General features: G+C 49.4%; 17 protein-coding genes and 1 other annotated feature. Of the genes, 16 read left to right on the plus strand and 1 reads right to left on the minus strand.

All coding sequences use genetic code 11. The features are described 5' to 3' along the window. The first annotated feature begins 21 nt into the window (after window positions 1-21). The 15 genes from spoVAD to leuS all read left to right on the plus strand — a co-directional run bounded on the left by spoVAD (window position 22) and on the right by leuS (window position 15,780). Window positions 22-1,044 (plus strand): stage V sporulation protein AD, encoded by a 1,023-nt coding sequence (gene spoVAD / locus ABN764_RS17485; RefSeq protein ID WP_446672641.1) that lies wholly within the window; start codon window positions 22-24, stop codon window positions 1,042-1,044. A gap of 6 nt (window positions 1,045-1,050) precedes the next feature. After that, complete coding sequence (gene spoVAE, locus ABN764_RS17490; RefSeq protein WP_021256860.1) at window positions 1,051-1,401, plus strand: stage V sporulation protein AE; 351 nt, start codon at window positions 1,051-1,053, stop codon at window positions 1,399-1,401. A 276-nt stretch (window positions 1,402-1,677) separates the two neighbouring features. Further along, complete coding sequence (locus tag ABN764_RS17495; RefSeq protein ID WP_446672642.1) at window positions 1,678-2,634, plus strand: AAA family ATPase; 957 nt, start codon at window positions 1,678-1,680, stop codon at window positions 2,632-2,634. A 3-nt stretch (window positions 2,635-2,637) separates the two neighbouring features. Further along, entirely contained in the window at window positions 2,638-3,912 is a 1,275-nt protein-coding gene (locus tag ABN764_RS17500) for a DUF58 domain-containing protein (RefSeq protein WP_446672643.1), read from the plus strand. Further along, window positions 3,909-6,176, plus strand: coding sequence for a transglutaminase TgpA family protein (locus tag ABN764_RS17505; protein WP_446672644.1), 2,268 nt, complete (start codon window positions 3,909-3,911; stop codon window positions 6,174-6,176). The genes ABN764_RS17500 and ABN764_RS17505 overlap by 4 nt, the downstream gene beginning before the upstream one ends. Window positions 6,177-6,352: 176 nt before the next feature. After that, window positions 6,353-6,877 (plus strand): YqeG family HAD IIIA-type phosphatase, encoded by a 525-nt coding sequence (locus ABN764_RS17510; protein ID WP_028531308.1) that lies wholly within the window; start codon window positions 6,353-6,355, stop codon window positions 6,875-6,877. An 11-nt stretch (window positions 6,878-6,888) separates the two neighbouring features. Continuing rightward, complete coding sequence (gene yqeH, locus ABN764_RS17515; protein WP_036618494.1) at window positions 6,889-7,992, plus strand: ribosome biogenesis GTPase YqeH; 1,104 nt, start codon at window positions 6,889-6,891, stop codon at window positions 7,990-7,992. Window positions 7,993-8,037: 45 nt separating this feature from the next. Beyond that, window positions 8,038-8,928 (plus strand): shikimate dehydrogenase, encoded by an 891-nt coding sequence (gene aroE / locus ABN764_RS17520; RefSeq protein WP_268624549.1) that lies wholly within the window; start codon window positions 8,038-8,040, stop codon window positions 8,926-8,928. 120 nt (window positions 8,929-9,048) lie between these two features. Further along, complete coding sequence (yhbY, locus tag ABN764_RS17525; protein WP_446672645.1) at window positions 9,049-9,339, plus strand: ribosome assembly RNA-binding protein YhbY; 291 nt, start codon at window positions 9,049-9,051, stop codon at window positions 9,337-9,339. 21 nt (window positions 9,340-9,360) lie between these two features. After that, on the plus strand, window positions 9,361-9,969 hold the full coding sequence (gene nadD / locus ABN764_RS17530; protein WP_021256852.1) for a nicotinate-nucleotide adenylyltransferase: 609 nt from the start codon (window positions 9,361-9,363) through the stop codon (window positions 9,967-9,969). Then, window positions 9,941-10,534, plus strand: coding sequence for a bis(5'-nucleosyl)-tetraphosphatase (symmetrical) YqeK (gene yqeK, locus ABN764_RS17535; RefSeq protein ID WP_446672646.1), 594 nt, complete (start codon window positions 9,941-9,943; stop codon window positions 10,532-10,534). The genes nadD and yqeK overlap by 29 nt, the downstream gene beginning before the upstream one ends. A 67-nt stretch (window positions 10,535-10,601) precedes the next feature. Beyond that, window positions 10,602-10,949, plus strand: a complete 348-nt coding sequence (gene rsfS / locus ABN764_RS17540; RefSeq protein ID WP_268624547.1) for a ribosome silencing factor — start codon at window positions 10,602-10,604, stop codon at window positions 10,947-10,949. Then, on the plus strand, window positions 10,946-11,929 hold the full coding sequence (locus tag ABN764_RS17545; protein ID WP_174810699.1) for a CvfB family protein: 984 nt from the start codon (window positions 10,946-10,948) through the stop codon (window positions 11,927-11,929). The genes rsfS and ABN764_RS17545 overlap by 4 nt, the downstream gene beginning before the upstream one ends. Before the next feature lie 86 nt (window positions 11,930-12,015). Continuing rightward, the gene (locus ABN764_RS17550) at window positions 12,016-12,777 is read left to right on the plus strand and encodes a class I SAM-dependent DNA methyltransferase (RefSeq protein WP_021257759.1); all 762 of its coding nucleotides are present in this window, start codon (window positions 12,016-12,018) and stop codon (window positions 12,775-12,777) included. Window positions 12,778-12,995: 218 nt separating this feature from the next. Further along, window positions 12,996-13,225 (plus strand) — a binding site (T-box leader). Window positions 13,226-13,329: 104 nt separating this feature from the next. After that, a complete protein-coding gene (leuS, locus tag ABN764_RS17555) occupies window positions 13,330-15,780 on the plus strand; it encodes a leucine--tRNA ligase (protein WP_446672647.1) in 2,451 nt (816 codons plus the stop codon). Here leuS and comER read toward each other — a convergent pair. Further along, the gene (gene comER, locus ABN764_RS17560) at window positions 15,761-16,606 is read right to left on the minus strand and encodes a late competence protein ComER (protein ID WP_268624543.1); all 846 of its coding nucleotides are present in this window, start codon (window positions 16,604-16,606) and stop codon (window positions 15,761-15,763) included. The genes leuS and comER overlap by 20 nt on opposite strands. Window positions 16,607-16,807: 201 nt before the next feature. On the opposite strand from comER, the gene ABN764_RS17565 reads away from it, so the two are divergent. Then, window positions 16,808-17,386 (plus strand): ComEA family DNA-binding protein, encoded by a 579-nt coding sequence (locus ABN764_RS17565; RefSeq protein WP_446672729.1) that lies wholly within the window; start codon window positions 16,808-16,810, stop codon window positions 17,384-17,386. Window position 17,387 lies beyond the last annotated feature (1 nt).

Genomic DNA, 17,387 nt, shown 5'->3' on the forward strand with positions numbered 1-17,387 from the left:
GCATGAGGAAGGGGGATTTGGATGCAAATCGGACGTCATACATGGCGATTCCAGAGTGAGCCAGCGATCATTGGTACGGCAACAGTTGTGGGTCCTGATGAAGGAGAAGGGCCGCTCGCTGCTGACTTTGATTATATACATGATACGCTTGATATGCAGGAGAAAAGCTGGGAGAAAGCCGAACGTAAACTATTGGAGCAGGCGACGCAGCTTGCAATTGTAAATTCCCATATTACGCAGGACGATCTGAACTTTTTTGTCGGCGGGGATTTGCTTAATCAGATTATTAGCAATTCCTTCGCAGCGCGTACCCTGGGAGTTCCTTATATTGGCGTGTTTGGTGCTTGTTCGACATCGATGGAATCGCTTGCGATTGCCTCTCTGCTTGTAGATTCGGGCAATGCGAACAAGGTTATGGCAGCTACTTGCAGCCATAACTGCACAGCGGAGAAGCAGTTCCGCTATCCGACCGAATATGGTTCCCAGAAGCCGCCTACGGCGCAATATACAGTAACAGGTGCTGGAGCAGCTGTAGTTGCCAAGGCAGAGAAGCAATACTCATCCATGCCTCGTGTGATTGCAGCTACGATTGGCAAGATTGTCGATCTCGGAATTAAGGATCCATTCAATATGGGGGCGGCAATGGCTCCAGCCGCAGTCGATACCATCCAGACCCACTTAAGCGATCTAGATCGCAAGCCTCAGGATTATGACTTGATTGTCACGGGCGACTTGGCATCCATCGGTCTGTCGATTGCTAATGATCTGTTCCAACAGAACGGATTGCATATGGAGCGGACAACTTTCAATGATTGTGGCCTTATGGTCTATGACTTGAACAAGCAGGCCGTACAAGCAGGGGGCAGTGGCTGCGGATGCTCGGCAGTCGTTACATATGGCCACATTCTGAAGCGTTTGCGCGATCGGAAGCTGAGACGTGTGCTTGTAGCTGCTACGGGAGCGCTGCTCTCGCCACTATCCTTCCAGCAAGGGGAGACGATTCCTTGCATCGCGCACGCAGTAACGATTGAAATGAAGGGATGAAGCAGGATGATATATGTGTGGGCATTTGTCATAGGCGGATTAATCTGTGTAATCGGTCAGCTCATGTTCGATGTTGCCAAGCTGACTCCGGCGCACACGATGACGATCCTTGTTGTCGCAGGAGCGATTATCGACGGGCTTGGCTGGTATGAGCCGCTTATTAAATTTGCAGGAGCAGGGGTTACCGTTCCGATTACGAGCTTCGGCAACTCCCTTGTACACGGAGCCTTAACCGAGATTAAAGCTTCCGGGTGGGTAGCACCTGTCAGCGGCATGTTCAAGACAACAAGTGCGGGCATTTCCGCTGCGATTGTGTTTTCCTTTTTAGCTGCTCTTGTCATTCGGCCTAAGGGATGAGTGGAAGTTCAATTCAGATATCGTCAATCGAATAAGGATACATGCAAAGTTCTGACGCTATTTCGATGGTGTCAGAGCTTTTTTTGTTGGTGATCACAATCCATTGTTTAGCGGATAAAACGAAGATATTTGACAAGATTCACCATGAATGGACATGTACGTTGTCCCTTGAATGGTGTAAAATGAAAAAATGCATGTATTTTTAAAACGTTATCACGTGGAAAGTTACTAATTCTTCTACAAAATAATGAATGAACCCAATAGGAGGTCGTTGCCATGTCATCCTACCAATCATTGCATGCCCTAATGCGAAAGATGCAATCGACATTGGAACGATGTATTTTAGGTAAATCCCAAGAAATTGAACTTCTGCTGACAGCGATGCTGGCCGGAGGACACGTTCTTATTGAAGATGTTCCCGGGACTGGCAAGACCCAGCTCGTCAAATCGTTAGCTCGTACGATGGATGGTTTATTTCGGCGAGTGCAGTGCAATCCAGATTTGCTTCCAACAGATATTACAGGTGTATTCATCTTCCATCCTAAGGATCAGCAATTTGTCTATCGTCCAGGCCCAATCATGGCGAATGTCCTGCTGGTAGACGAAATTAACCGTGCTACTACAAAGACACAATCTGCATTGCTGGAAGCAATGGAGGAACATCATATTACGGTAGATGGGGAGACCTTCTCTCTTCCTTCACCTTTCGTTATGTTTGCTACACAAAATCCGATTGAATTCGAAGGTACTTATGTACTTCCGGAAGCACAGCTGGATCGTTTCATGTTCAAGCTTAAGCTGGGGTATCCGGATGAGCAGACAGAGCGTACGATGCTGATTCGCCATGCGGAAGGTCTGCCATCGGAGAGAGCGGAGACCGTCACGGATATTGCTTCCATCAAGCTGATGCAGGAGGAAGTTCGCAATGTATATGTGGATGATGCAGTCGCGGCCTATATGATTGAGATCGTGCGGGCTACACGTGAACAAGCACATGTCCTGCTCGGAGCAAGCCCGCGCGCTTCCGTTGCCTTGATGCAGGCTGCGAAGGCGAGAGCATGGATGCATGAGCGGAATTTCGTTACGCCTGATGATGTGAAGGAACTGCTTCCTTTTGTATTGACGCACCGGATTGTATTGCGCATGGAGGCAAAAATGGAGGGCATTTCAGCCCAGCATATTGTAAGCGGTATTACGGAACGTGTACGTGTACCAATCCGATTGGGGACGTAGCATATGAGCCATTCGCAACGTATGTGGCAGCGCAAAGGGGCTCGCAAGCGAACGATTATATCGGTTGCCAGCATGTACGTCTCGTGTTTGTTCTATTTCTTATTTCAAGGCGGCAAGACGTCAGTCATGCTGCTAGCTATGGCGACTGTGCTGCTCGTATATTGGGGTGTAGTGTTAATTGGCGGCATTCGCAACGTACGGGGAACAAGAGTGCTTGGCGACGGATCAGGGGTCTTCTTTCCCGCCAATTCGCAATTATACGTTAACATCCGAGTCACTGTACCAGGTTGGCTGCCCATTCCTTACCTCGTTGTCCGTGATGAGCTCTGCCGTTTCGGCAACCGTTGTAATACGATGGAGTCTGCAGTTGCCTTAGGCGCTGGCCGTTCGGCTGCAGTCACTTACCGGACTCCGTCTTTGGCAAGAGGATATTATGAATTTGCTCCAGCGTTATGCAGCTCCAAGGATCTGTTCGGGTTGTTCGAGCAGAGTGGAAGCTTGAATGCGCCATCCGCCTTCTATGTGATGCCAACTGTCATTCCTATTCCGAGGTGGACACATGCGGAGCGACAGGTAGGTCATGGTGTGCATGCAGCATCTTCTGTCCGTCATCACAGAGAATCTTCACAACAGAACGGTGTGCGTGAGTATGTGTACGGAGATAAATTATCTCGCATTCACTGGAATGCAACTGCGAAGACGGGGATTTTGAAGACAAGACAGTTCGATCCAGAGTCCCAATCGCCTATCATTGTTGTGTTGGATTGCCGTTCACTTTCCTATGAGGGAAATAAAACAGTGGCGGATGAAAAATTTGAAGTTGCTGTATCTACGATGGCATCTCTTGTACAATACGGTGCTCAGTGTCAACGCCCAACCTATGTGGCGGCTATCGGGGAGCGATTGAATTGGTGGACGGCTGATCAGGCCAAACCAGAAATTGCTGTATTTCGACAATGGATGTCTACTGTGCAGCTGGAATCATCAGAAGAGCAAGAACAATTGCTTGCAGCACTTACTGGGCATGCATCGATGCTTCACGGAGCCTCACTTGCTTTCATTAGCGGACATGCCTCTTCAGATGTGTTGATATATACGCGGACATTATCGAAGCTGGGGTGTTCCGGGAGCTTTATTCATGTGAAGGAAGAGGTGTCAGCCCCGCATAACGAGAGGAGTCACTCTCTTATACGCTTGCTGGCCTCTCAGCGCTTGCACTACATTTCCTTGTCTCAAGTACAAGATCTGCCGAAGCTTCTAGGAGGTGGGGCCGCATGAAGACGGAACAGCCGTACTCCGCTCCTTCACGTACCTCAACCGTACAGAAGGCTGCAGATGATCGAATACAAGTGTGGTTATCCTCCTATTGGACAGAGCGGATGATCTGGACCTGTATGATTGTGATGGTCTGGCAATGGCTTGTCATGCTGGAACCGTATTGGTACGACGAGACGTTAGCCATGTCGCGCATGTTCATGATTGGATTATGGGGTGCAGTTATGCTCTTCCCATGCCAATTCATAGGCAGACTGATCATTGCCCTCCCAGCTTTATGCTATATCGTGTATCGGAATCTCGTACAATTTGATATATGGATAGATGGTGGTGAACGGTGGGACAAGCTCCTTCAATTTCACCCTTACATCTGGTTTCTGCTAGGACTGTGGTTATGCTGCGAATCTCTTGTAGTGCTCGTGCAAGGCAAGGCGCGTGTTCTCTTATGGCTGCTCGTCCAAATTATGATCTTCGGCATACTGGATTCATTTACCGACGAAATATTGTGGATGCAGGTGGCGTGGATTGTTGGCGCGTCATTGATTTGGCTCATTTGTATTCACTATAAACAAATGAACACGGACTATCCGAACATATGGCGCGGATCCGTACGTTACCCGCTGCAAATGGGGCTGCTCGCTGTGTTCGTGATTTCTCTCATTATTTCTGTAGGGGTTAGTGTACCAGAAGTCAAGCCAATCTTGACGGACCCGTATACCGCTTGGAGCAATCGCTATGGCGATGGGAATAACCCGATGTCGGATCTCGTATCAAAAGTGACGGGTAGCGGGAGCGGAGCTCGTACGAGCACGTCCGGATACAGCCATTCGGATGCAGAGCTGGGCAATGGCTTTAACATGGACTATATGCCTGTTATGTCCGTAACAACGGAAATGCGCGGCTACTGGAGAGGGGAATCAAAGGACTGGTACACTGGACAGGGCTGGGATAAAACACCAAGACGAAATCCCATTTTTAGTCTTCGACAACAGCTCACAGCAGCGGATCAGCCTGCTCGAAACATTCCTGCAAGAATGATTCAACAAACAATTACGATGCAAAATAAGGACTTGTATCCCGTGTTATTCGGTTTAGGAATGATCGAGTCGGTAGAGTCAATTAGTAATTCTCTTGAGGCGGTTCTGCGTTGGAACGAGCAGGAAGGGGAAGTCAGGTATGAAGATCCGAAGACAGATAAATACCCGACTAGCTACACTCTAACTTCGCGAGTCCCGATTTTTACCGAGGAAGATTTGCGCAAGTCATCACAGACAATATCTACAGATGCGGATCGATTCCAGAGATATTTGCAAATTCCAAATACGCTTCCGCAGCGAGTCAAGGATTTGGCGCAGGAATTAACACATGACGAAACTAACTATTACGACAAGGTAAAAAAGGTAGAAAATTATTTGCGTACGCAGTATCGATATACGAATGCGCCGAATTTATCCTTGCGCAAGAGCGAGGATTTCGTCGATGCCTTTTTGTTCGAAATCAAGGAAGGGTATTGCGATCACTTCTCAACATCGATGGCCATTCTTCTTCGTTCTGCTGGCATCCCAACACGCTGGGTGAAGGGATACGCACCAGGAACGCGTCAGAACGGGGACGCTCCCACTCATGAGCTGGCCGAGCAATCGCAGGACAGTGGAGCTGGCACGTATCAGGTGACGAATGCAGAGGCTCATTCCTGGGTCGAAGTATACATGGGTGACTATGGCTGGGTTGCGTTTGAGCCGACGCCTGGCTTCACCTATCCGCGTCTGCAACAGGAAGAGAAGAAGCCGGAGCCAGAGAAGAAGGAAGAACAGAAGCCGGAAGAGAAGCAAGAGGAGAAGAAGCCAGAACCGAAGCAGGAGCGGCAAGACGCATCACTTCCAGCTTGGCTCGTTCAGGGGGCGAAGTGGATTGTTATCGTGATGGCGGCCGTATGTTTTCTTCTATTATTGTGGAAATGGAGAACGATCGGCTTCTCCCTGCGGTTCTTCTGGCTGCTGAAGCGTAATTTAACCTACAAGGAACAGATCATTTTGCATACAGACTTGTGGCTAAGCTATTGCAGATGGAAGGGCATGCGCAAGGGAGCGCATGAGACTGTACGCGAAGCTGCCAAGAGATGGTCGGATCAGCGAGAGGGCAGAAGCGCTCCAGCGGCAGTGATCGTCAATAAGTTCGAGCAGGCGAAGTATGGCGGGCATCCTGTAATGGAATCAGATGTGAAGCAACTGAAAGAAGCAATTCGGGCGTACAAACACATCGGATAACAGGTTATATAGCATGTGACCATTTTCCAATAAGTAGTTGTTTTTGCGAATCCAATGCGAGGAAGATGTATCCGTAAATGTGGCAAATGAAAGTCGTTCCGCATAGGAACGGCTTTTTTTTGCACGAAAAACAAAGAATATGGTATAGTTTTTCGTATGAAAACGAGGTGACCGCTTTGTTGGAAAGGCTTATTCCCCGTCTTCGGGTTCGTACGGTGTACGATATTAACCTTGCGGAGCTGATGGACAAAGGATACAAGGGAATTATTACGGATTTGGATAATACGCTTGTAGGCGCGAAGGAACCTTTGGCAACGCCCGAATTAACGGCTTGGCTTGAACAAGCCCAGCAAATGGGGTTTCAAGTGGTGATTGTGTCGAATAACGATCATCCGCGAGTATCCCGGTTTGCGACGCCGCTCAATATTCCGTTTGTGAATTCAGCACGGAAGCCTTCGCAACGGGCCTTTCATCAAGCATTGAAGCTGATGGGGCTGACACCTGAGCAAGCGGTGGTAGTTGGAGATCAAATGTTGACCGATGTGCTCGGAGGCAACCGCATCGGGATGTATACGATATTAGTTGATCCAATCGCAATCCAAGATGAGGGTTGGATGACACGCATTAATCGGCGAGTCGAACGCATCGTAACGAAACGTTTTCGTAAAAAAGGAATGTGGCACGAGGAGGAACGACATTGACAGAAGAACAAATGGCACGGAAATGCAGCGGCTGCGGTACAGCTCTGCAAACGGAGAGTCCGGAAGCATCCGGGTACGTGCCGGCAAAAGCGTTGGAACGGACGCCTGTAATTTGCCAGCGCTGCTTTCGGATAAAAAATTATAATGAAGCAATATCCGTCGCATTCGATCAGGACGAGTTTCTTCGCCTATTGGGACGTATCGGCGAGGAAGACGCGCTCGTCATACACATTGTCGATCTATTCGACTTTGACGGCAGTATTATTTCCGGCTTGCAGCGATTTGTGGGGACTAACCCAGTACTGCTCGTCGTGAACAAAATCGATTTGCTGCCGAAGGTAACGAATTGGAATCGCATCATCAATTGGGTACAGCGCCAAGCGAAGGAACACGGCATTCGGATTGTAGACATTGCGCTCGTGAGCGCGAAGCGCAATCTTGGCTTCGACCGGTTGATCGATCAGGTTTCCGAGTGGCGCGGCAATCGCGATGTCTATGTCGTTGGTGCAACGAATGTAGGCAAGTCAACATTAATTAATCGCTTGATTCGGGACTATAGCGATTTGGATGGCGAGCTTACCACTTCTCGCTACCCGGGGACGACACTTGATATGATCCATATCCCCCTTGACGACGGGAAGCATATCATTGATACACCGGGGATTGTGTACAAGAGCCGCTTGACGGAGCTTGCGAGCCGTGAGGACTTATCTTCCCTGCTGCCGGACAAATCATTGAAGCCACTGGTATACCAATTAAATGAAGGGCAAACGCTGTTCTTTGGCGCGTTCGCTCGATTTGATTTCGTGGAAGGCGAGCGTCAATCCTTCACTTGCTACTTGTCGAACGATCTTCCGATCCATCGGACGAAGCTGGAACGTGCGGACGAGCTCTATCGTGATCACCGCGGCGAGCTGCTCGCTCCACCGACTCGCGAACGAATTGACGAGCTTCCAGCATGGACGAAGCACCAGCTTCGCATTGGGCGTGGAGGAGAGACAGACGTGTTCATTTCCGGCTTGGGCTGGATCAAGTGCAACGGTACAACTGGCGCGCTGGTTGAGATCCATGCGCCTAAGGGAGTTAAGGTGCTGGCACGCCACTCCTTAATTTAATTTTCGAAAGAGAAGAGACAGTCAATTAGCAGGGGGATGGGGTTCATGCCGGATAAGGATGCATCATATTCGAACAATCTTGTAATGAACATGAATAGCAGTTCCAAGGTGTATGCGGTAATCGGGGATCCGATTGCACATTCCAAGTCGCCGCTCATGCACAATGCAGCCTTGCAGGCGATGGACGTGAACGGGATATATACTGCATTTCATGTAAGGCCAGAACAGCTTGAATATGCCGTAGCAGGAATTCGCGCACTTGGTCTCGGAGGGGTGAACGTCACCATTCCGCACAAGGAGCGGGTGATGGCTTATTTGGATGAGATTGATGGCAGCGCTCAGGTGATTGGTGCGGTCAATACGATTGTTCAACGTGACGGCAAGCTGCATGGTTACAACACGGATGGTCTTGGATATGTTCGTTCCTTGAAGGAAGAGATGCAAGCAGATATCCCATCCTCCCGCATTGTAATTATAGGGGCTGGCGGTGCGGCTCGGGGGATTGCGCACGCTCTTCTTACAGAGGGCTGCAAGGAGCTCATCATTGCAAATCGTACGGTGGAGCGAGCGCAGTCACTTGCGGACGATTTGTCAGGATTCGGCAATGTAAGAGCAGTGATGTTGGGCGATGCGCCTGCAATTGCGCCGCACGATGTTGACATCGTCATTCAGACAACTTCCGTCGGTATGCATCCCCATATAGAGGCGTCACCCGTGTCCGCGGAATGGCTGCAAGCTCACATGCTTGTAAGTGACATCATCTATAATCCACTGGAAACAGCCCTGCTGCAAGCAGCAAAGGCGAAGGGGTGCCGGATTCATAATGGGCTCGGCATGTTCGTTCATCAAGGGGCGATCGCATTTGAATTGTGGACAGGCTTGAAGGCGCCGACAGCGCTTATGCGGCAGCGCGTACTTGAGACGCTGCAATCCTAATTTCAAGATGTGGATACTCTAATACAGAAGACATTTAGGCACGAAGGAGTCGCACGTTCCAGACATGGAAAGAAGACTCAATACTATCACTCATGAATAGATAAGGCAGGTTAAACTTATATGCTAACGGGTAAACAAAAACGCTATCTTCGCTCTCTTGCACATCATCTGCAGCCTATTTTCCAAGTGGGAAAAGGCGGTATGAATGATCAACTCGTACGTCACGTTGAGGATGCAATCGAGAAACGCGAATTGATGAAAGTATCGGTATTGAACAATTGTTTGGATGATCCGCGCGAAATCGCAGAGGAGCTTGCTTCACGCTCCGGATCCGAACTTGTTCAAGTCATTGGCAAAACGATCGTGCTGTACAAGGAATCGACAGATAACAAGCAGATTGAACTGCCATAACGATCACTGGAGGGCTACCGAATGAAGTTCGTAGGGATCATGGGCGGGACTTTTGACCCTATTCATCTCGGGCATCTAGTGGCAGCGGAATGCGCTAGGGAGACAGCTTCCTTAGATGAGGTATGGTTCATGCCAGCGCATGTGCCGCCGCATAAAGCGCATCGACCAGCTGCTTCTGCGGAGCAGCGCTTGGAAATGGCGAGGCTGGCGGTGCAAAGTAATCCGCATTTTCGAGTGTGCGACTGGGAGATTAAGCATGGCGGTGTATCCTACACGCTAGACACTGTCCATGGGCTGCGCCGGGAGTATCCCGATGTCAAGTGGGCGTGGATTATCGGCGGCGATATGGTCGCTTACTTGCCCCAGTGGCATCACATCGATGAGCTGATGGAGCAGATTCAATTTGTTGGATTGCATCGTCCTGGATCAAGCTGGGATGCTGCCAAGCTGCCTGCTGCGTGGTCTTCTCGGCTCATCGAGAGCGAGATGCCGCAGATGGATATCTCATCGACCGATATTCGGCAGCGATTGGCCGAAGGGCGATCGATCAAGTATATTGTGCCGGACGAGGTTCAACAGTATATAGCAAGGTGGGGTCTATATGAATCGGACGCGCGAACAACTGATTGAGGCTGTACAATCCCAGATGCCAGCTGTAAGGTGGCAGCATACGCAAGGGGTTATGACAACAGCCGTTCAACTGGCCAAGAAGTATGGAGCAGACCCGAATAAGGCGGATATCGCGGCCATACTGCACGATGTAGCAAAGTACTGGCAGACAGATCGAATGGAACAGATGATTCGGGAACATAACATGCCATCCGAATTGCTGGAGTATGACAAGCAATTATGGCATGCGCCTGTGGGCGCACATGTGGCGCAGCATGAATATGGAATTGAAGATGTAGAAATACTGGATGCAATCAAGTACCATACTTCCGGCAGAGAGAAGATGACCTTGCTGGATAAGGTCGTATGTCTGGCAGATTACATCGAGCCGGGGCGGGATTTCCCTGGAGTTTATCATATACGTGAACTGGCGGAGCAGAATCTAAATGCGGCGTTAATTGCCGGATTTGACTCGACCATTCGATTCTTGATTGAGCGCCGACGCCGGGTATTCCCGCTGACGATCCATGCTCGCAATGGGCTGATCCTCGAACTGGATACAGAACTTGAACAGTCAGCAACATAATCAGTGAAATGGACTTAGGAAATACAAGAATAAGAATGGTTTTTAAACACAATGTGGAGGTAATTGAATGGCAATCAACATTAAGGACTTGCTCGAAATCGCCGTAAGTGCGGCTGAAGATAAGAAAGCGATGGATCTTATTGCGCTTGACCTGCAAGGCATTTCCCTCATTGCAGATTATTTCGTAATCTGCCACGGGAACTCAGATACACAAGTTCAAGCGATTACGAACGAAATTCGCAAGCGTGTGCATGAGGTAGGCGGACATGTGCGTGGTACAGAAGGATTTGATTCCGCACGCTGGGTTCTCATTGATTTGGGCGACGTAATCGTGCACGTGTTCCACCGCGAAGAACGCGAGTACTACAACATTGAGAAGCTGTGGTCCGATGCGAAAGTTGTGGAGTTTGCATGATTTGGGAAGCAGGAACGATTCAACGATTAATAATCGACCGTGAAGTATCTCCGTACGGATATTTCTTGACGAACGGAGAGCAGGACGTGTTGCTGCATTATACAGAGCTTACGGGCAAAGTAGAGCCTGGTGATTACGTGGAAGTGTTTTTATATTATGACACGGAAGATCGCATTGCTGCGACAATGAAGCGTCCGCTGTTGACACTAGGAGAGGTTGCTAAGCTTACGGTTGCGGATATTCATCCGAAGTATGGCTGCTTCCTGGAGATGGGGATTGGACGTCAGCTGCTGCTTCCGAAGGGAGAGCTTCCCGAGTTTGAGCCACTTCATCCGAAGGTTGGCGATGAGGTATATGTCCGTATGGAACAAGATCGCTACGGACGACTTATTGCACTGCCAGCTCGTGAAGATGATTTGGTTCCTTATATGTTCGCAGCTCCTGAGTCTTGGAACAACACATGGCGCGATGCGGTCGTGTACCGTCCTCTCAAGATGGGAACGTTCGTAGTGGTAGACGGCGCGCCTGTTGGAGAAGGTGTTATTGGATTCATACATGAATCGCTTCGTCCGCGCCTGCTTCGTCTAGGTGAGTCTGTCCGTGTTCGTATTACGCATGTGCGTGAGGATGGCCGCGTTAACGTTACGATGGCAGAACGCAAAGAAGTCGGCATGGATCAAGATGCTGAACGCTTGTTCACCTTCTTGAAGGAGCGTCCGAACGGCACAATGCCATATTCCGATGAGACGCCTGCCGATATTGTGAAGCAGCGCTTTGGCATTAGCAAGTCAGCATTCAAGCGTGCTATCGGCCGCTTGATGAAGGCAGGTCTCATTCGTCAAAATGGGAATTGGACCGAATTGACGGAAACGGCTGCTGCAATGGATACGGCACAGCTTCACAAGGCACTGTCGGCGGCACAAGCCGAAGCGCGTGAAGCACATAAGGCTCGCTCGCACGGCACCGACAATGCACGCTAAGTCCTTCGTTCAACATGCATTACGAATGATGGAATGATGGAATGATGGAATGAGGGAACAACCTCCGGCAGGGGAAGTGAAGATAGATGATTTCATATGGGCGTGTAGCGGAGGTTTATGACCGCTTAATGGAGGACATGCCATACGACCAGTGGGTGTCATTTGCTCGGCAGGCCTGGGAACGATTTGGAAGCGGCGAGGTTCGTTCTATCGTTGACCTTGGCTGTGGAACCGGGAGTACGGCATTGCCACTGGCGAAGCTCGGTTATGATGTAATCGGCATCGATATTTCAGAATCGATGCTGTCAATTGCGAGCAGCAAGGGAATAGAGGCTGGACCGCTGAAGGGCGACGTGCGTTGGGTGAATCAGGATATGTGCGATTGGGCCATGCCTGGAGAAGCGGATGCCGTCGTTTCGTTCTGTGACAGCTTGAACTATGTGACAGAAGAGGACGACGTGAAACGTGCTTTTCAAGCTACCTATAACAACTTGAGATCTGGCGGCGTTTTCTTGTTCGATGTGCTTCATGTCCGTCAATTCGAACATTATGCGGAGACCCAGCCTTTTGCCTATGATGATGAAGATATCTCTTATATTTGGTTTTCGGATTATGATGAAGAACGCCAGGAGATTGAGCACCAGCTGACCTTGTTCGTTCGTCAGCAGTCCGGAGGCTTGTACGAGCGTATTGACGAGGAGCATGTTGAACGCGCCTATGATCCAGACTGGTTAGAACGTATGCTGAAAGAAGCTGGTTTCGATCATGTCGAGCAATTTGCGGACTTTGAATGGCAGTCACCGGACGAAGAGTCGCGCCGAATCTTTTTTGTTGCAGTGAAGCCATAAAGATAGATGTGCATAGTTTCTGAAGATGCATGTGATATGCACATTGATCCGTCGTGAGATGTAGAATTCGGTGTTACTTTCTCAATTCAAAGCGAATGAACAAGAAAGATTTGGAGTTGCATGGCGATCATTGACAATAAGAAAATTTTTCATTATGATATAGCTACTTGCATCTATTTGGATGCATCATAATCATATTCAAGCTGAATAGGTAGAATGGAAAGACTTCGAAGAGGAATAGTACCTTAGGTCCCATCTTCAGAGAGCCGGCGGTTGGTGCAAGCCGGTGATGGTGCAGAAGCGAACTCGCCTCAGAGTCGCGCAGCAGAATCGGGAGCGGTAAGCTGCGACGTATTGCCAGCGTTAATGGTGTAAAGGGAGTGGATAGCAAAGCATGCTGTCCGCTAACTAGGGTGGTACCACGGGAATAATGCCTCTCGTCCCTAGCGATAATCGCTAAGGATGGGAGGCTTTTTTAATCACATTTATTCATTGCCACAAGTATGACGGACATGCGCGAGCAGCCGTCTGGGCATCGTAGGAGGAGTAAGCATGAGTCAAGAAGCGAAGCAGCCGCACGGTTACGTGCCGCAGCAGATCGAGCCGAAATGGCAATCCTATTGGGATGAACATAAGACATTTGCAACGACAGAAGATGAGAACAAGCCGAATTTCTATGCACTGGATATGTTCCCATATCCATCTGGCGCCGGACTTCATGTAGGACACCCGGAAGGATATACGGCTACAGATATCATGTCTCGTTACAAGAGCATGCAAGGATACAATGTCCTTCATCCGATGGCATGGGACGCATTCGGCCTTCCAGCTGAGCAATATGCGATCGATACGGGACAGCATCCGCGTGAATTCACGGTGAAGAATATCGACAACTTCCGTCGTCAGATCAAGTCCTTGGGCTTCTCTTATGATTGGGATCGTGAGTTCAGCACAACTGATCCGGAATATTACAAGTGGACGCAGTGGATCTTTATTCAGTTGTACAAGAGAGGACTCGCTTACGTTGCAGAAGTTCCTGTTAACTGGTGTCCAGCCCTCGGTACTGTACTTGCGAATGAGGAAGTCATCGATGGCCGTTCGGAGCGTGGTAACCACCCAGTTATTCGTAAGCCAATGCGTCAGTGGGTATTGAAGATTACGGAGTATGCAGAGCGTTTGTTGCAAGATCTGGATGAACTTGACTGGCCGGAGAGCTTGAAAGACATGCAGCGCAATTGGATTGGGAAGTCCAAGGGAGCTGAAGTTCGCTTTGTAATCGACGGTCACGAAGAGGAACTGGTTGTATTTACAACTCGTCCAGATACGCTGTTCGGTGCAACTTACTGTGTCATGGCTCCTGAGCATGAGCTTGTCGAACGCATCACGACAGCTGAACAGCAAGCTGCTGTGAAGGCATATCAAGAGCAGGCGGCACGCAAGAGCGATCTGGAGCGTACGGATTTGGCGAAGGATAAGACGGGTGTATTCACAGGCAGCTATGCGGTGAACCCGGCGAATGGAGCGAAGCTTCCAATCTGGATTGCGGATTATGTGCTTGCTGGATACGGTACAGGTGCAATTATGGCTGTTCCTGGACATGATCAGCGCGACTGGGAATTCGCGAAGCAATTTGACCTGCCGATCATCGAAGTGATTGAAGGCGGCAATGTACAGGAAGAAGCATATTCCGGCGATGGAGCTCATGTGAATTCAGAATTCCTGAACGGAATGGACAATGCGGCTGCAATGGCGCGCATGATTGAATGGCTTGAAGCAGAAGGCAAGGGCGAAGGCAAGGTAACGTATCGCCTGCGCGACTGGTTGTTCAGCCGTCAACGCTACTGGGGAGAGCCGATTCCAATTCTTCATCTGGAAGACGGAACAATGAAGCCTGTACCGGAATCCGAACTTCCGCTTACACTGCCGGATGTCGATCAGATTCGTCCATCGGGTACTGGAGAATCTCCGCTTGCGAACGTAGACGAATGGGTGAACACAGTTGATCCGGAGACAGGCATGAAGGCTCGCCGTGAAACGAATACAATGCCGCAATGGGCGGGAAGCAGCTGGTACTACCTGCGCTACATCGATCCGCACAATAACGATGAAATCTGCTCCAAAGAGAAGCAAAAGAAATGGCTTCCAGTTGATTTGTACATTGGCGGCGTTGAGCATGCGGTTCTTCACTTGCTGTATGCGCGCTTCTGGCACAAGGTATTGTTCGACCTTGGTGTCGTAGATACGAAGGAGCCATTCCAGAAGCTTGTTAACCAAGGGATGATCCTTGGTACAAATGGCGAGAAAATGTCTAAGTCCCGCGGCAATGTCATCAATCCAGATGATATTGTGAACGAGTTCGGCGGAGATACGCTGCGCATCTATGAAATGTTCATGGGTCCACTGGAAGCGACGAAGCCATGGAACACGAATGGTGTAGAAGGAAGCTACCGATTCTTGAGCCGCATCTGGCGCTTGTTCATTAACGAGGAGACAGGAGCCCTGAACAGCAAGATTGCTGACGGAACGGATGGAGCAGATCCGGCCTTCGTTCGTACATGGCACAAGACCATCAAGAAGGTGACGGAAGACATCGAAGGATTCCGTTTCAATACGGCAATCAGTCAATTGATGATCTTCATTAATGAGGCGTATAAGACAGAGGTTCTTCCACGCCAAGCGATGGAGAACTTCGTTCAATTGCTGGCACCGCTCGCGCCACATATCGCGGAAGAATTGTGGCAGCGTCTTGGCTACCAAGAGTCGATTACGTACGCTGCGTGGCCGACTTATGATGAGTCGCTTACAGTTGATGCGGAAGCAGAAATTGTTATTCAAGTGAATGGCAAGATTGTATGCCGTGCAAATGTAGCAGCAGATGCTGACGAAGAAGCAATGCAGCAAAAAGCGATGTCCCTCGCGAACGTTCAGGATGCCATCGCTGGCAAGACGGTTCGCAAAGTCATCGCAGTAAAAGGCAGACTTGTTAACATTGTGGTCGGTTAAGTTCTTCGCCAAATAGTTGGGATTCGACCTTGTGTAAATCCTCCTCATATTTGGCATGGGTGACTTGAATGAGCTGCTGGAATACCCCATCCAGCTCACCATCCAACAGACGGAGCGCCTCGGCGGTAATGCCGCCGGGGACTGCTACCCGCTGTCTCAAGTGCTCAAGGCTGAATCCTCCCTCCGTTAGCAGCTTGCCAGTACCAAGCAGCATCTCGCTGGCCAGGCGCTCTGCCTCATTCCTTTCGATTCCTGTAACTTCAACTGCAGCCTCTATCCATTTCTGCACGAAAAAGGCGATAAATGCCGGCCCACAGCTTGAGATATCCGAAGTGATGCGCGTATACTGCTCGGATACCTGAACTGGACGACTTATGGACATCATCAACTGTTCCAATAGCAGCCTGTCTTCTGTTTGAATCCTGCTTCCATACATACATAAGGATGCTCCACTCCATACATAATTCGTAACACTTGGTATAATTTTTGCTATCTTGCAGGACAGCTGCCGCTCCAAATGGCTAATGAGCACTGGACTCGTTATCGATACAACGATGAGAGAAGGCTTTACATATTGTGCGATTTCGTTCAGAACGGCTTTGAATTCTGAAGGCTTCACACATAAAAAGACGATATCGCTTTCTTGTACAGTTTCTACATTGCTGCTGGACAATTGCAGCCCAGGATATTGCGCAGCCAGCTGTTGAACCTTATTCCTCGTGCGATTGCTCGCGATAAGCTGAGATGGTTCCAATGCACCTGATTGAATAAGTGCTTCAATGATTGTAGACCCCATGCTTCCCGTACCTATAAACCCGACTTTCAAGTACGTTCCCTCCCTTTGCTTCTGCCTATTCCGCTGTTGTCGTAGGACGTGATTATGTTCACTTCGTATTCATTTGTGATGAACACAAGTTTATCAAGCTTATTGATCCATATGATGACATGGTTGACCATTATGCCGTCATTCGCTGACGAAGGGTGTGGTGACATGAGAGAAGGAATGAGGAAGACCAGAGCATTGCCAATGCGATGGCTAATTGCAATGAGTCTAGCAGTAATCGGTGTTGCAATCTGTATGTGGATATGGGTGAAGCCGCAAGGGTCACTGCAAGCAGGGACTTGGACGGATTTGAATGATGAGATTGATTCGATAATGACTGCTGAAGGGAAGGAAGCCCAGATCACGGAATCGAAGATGTCTTCGAAGTCGACTCCCGCTGCGGAACAACATGCACAGAACAAGCAGCAGTCTTCCGTATCGACAGTAGCCCATAAGGATGATGGTGCTGATACGGGAAAGGGAGGACAATCGGAGGCCGCTAGTTTACTTCCTTTAACGGATATCCTTAAGACGGAGAAGGAGCATTCCAGTGCGGCTGGGAACAAGGGAGCTAAGGGAGCTGTGTCCCAACTTCTTAACATTAATGAAGCTGATGAATCTGCACTGGTGACACTTCCAGGTATTGGCCCGAGTAAAGCGAAAGCAATCATTGAATATCGCGAGAAGAAGGGTGCCTTCCGCCACGTTGACGATCTCATGAAGGTGAAGGGAATCGGCAAGAAGATGATGGCCAAGATCCGTGATCAGGTACGTGTAGAATAAT

It is taken from the genome of Paenibacillus wuxiensis (assembly GCF_040195695.1).
Taxonomy (GTDB): Bacteria; Bacillota; Bacilli; order Paenibacillales; family Paenibacillaceae; genus Paenibacillus_B; species Paenibacillus_B suaedae.

What these genes read in the sequence shown, in the direction of transcription:
- ABN764_RS17550 (WP_021257759.1), top strand. Translation starts at nt 12,016, where the DNA reads ATGATTTCATATGGGCGTGTAGCGGAGGTTTATGACCGCTTAATGGAG.
- spoVAE (WP_021256860.1), top strand. Translation starts at nt 1,051, where the DNA reads ATGATATATGTGTGGGCATTTGTCATAGGCGGATTAATCTGTGTAATC.
- leuS (WP_446672647.1), top strand. Translation starts at nt 13,330, where the DNA reads ATGAGTCAAGAAGCGAAGCAGCCGCACGGTTACGTGCCGCAGCAGATC.
- yqeH (WP_036618494.1), top strand. Translation starts at nt 6,889, where the DNA reads ATGGCACGGAAATGCAGCGGCTGCGGTACAGCTCTGCAAACGGAGAGT.
- ABN764_RS17545 (WP_174810699.1), top strand. Translation starts at nt 10,946, where the DNA reads ATGATTTGGGAAGCAGGAACGATTCAACGATTAATAATCGACCGTGAA.
- ABN764_RS17495 (WP_446672642.1), top strand. Translation starts at nt 1,678, where the DNA reads ATGTCATCCTACCAATCATTGCATGCCCTAATGCGAAAGATGCAATCG.
- nadD (WP_021256852.1), top strand. Translation starts at nt 9,361, where the DNA reads ATGAAGTTCGTAGGGATCATGGGCGGGACTTTTGACCCTATTCATCTC.
- rsfS (WP_268624547.1), top strand. Translation starts at nt 10,602, where the DNA reads ATGGCAATCAACATTAAGGACTTGCTCGAAATCGCCGTAAGTGCGGCT.
- ABN764_RS17565 (WP_446672729.1), top strand. Translation starts at nt 16,808, where the DNA reads ATGCGATGGCTAATTGCAATGAGTCTAGCAGTAATCGGTGTTGCAATC.
- spoVAD (WP_446672641.1), top strand. Translation starts at nt 22, where the DNA reads ATGCAAATCGGACGTCATACATGGCGATTCCAGAGTGAGCCAGCGATC.
- ABN764_RS17505 (WP_446672644.1), top strand. Translation starts at nt 3,909, where the DNA reads ATGAAGACGGAACAGCCGTACTCCGCTCCTTCACGTACCTCAACCGTA.
- ABN764_RS17500 (WP_446672643.1), top strand. Translation starts at nt 2,638, where the DNA reads ATGAGCCATTCGCAACGTATGTGGCAGCGCAAAGGGGCTCGCAAGCGA.
- yqeK (WP_446672646.1), top strand. Translation starts at nt 9,941, where the DNA reads ATGAATCGGACGCGCGAACAACTGATTGAGGCTGTACAATCCCAGATG.
- aroE (WP_268624549.1), top strand. Translation starts at nt 8,038, where the DNA reads ATGCCGGATAAGGATGCATCATATTCGAACAATCTTGTAATGAACATG.
- yhbY (WP_446672645.1), top strand. Translation starts at nt 9,049, where the DNA reads ATGCTAACGGGTAAACAAAAACGCTATCTTCGCTCTCTTGCACATCAT.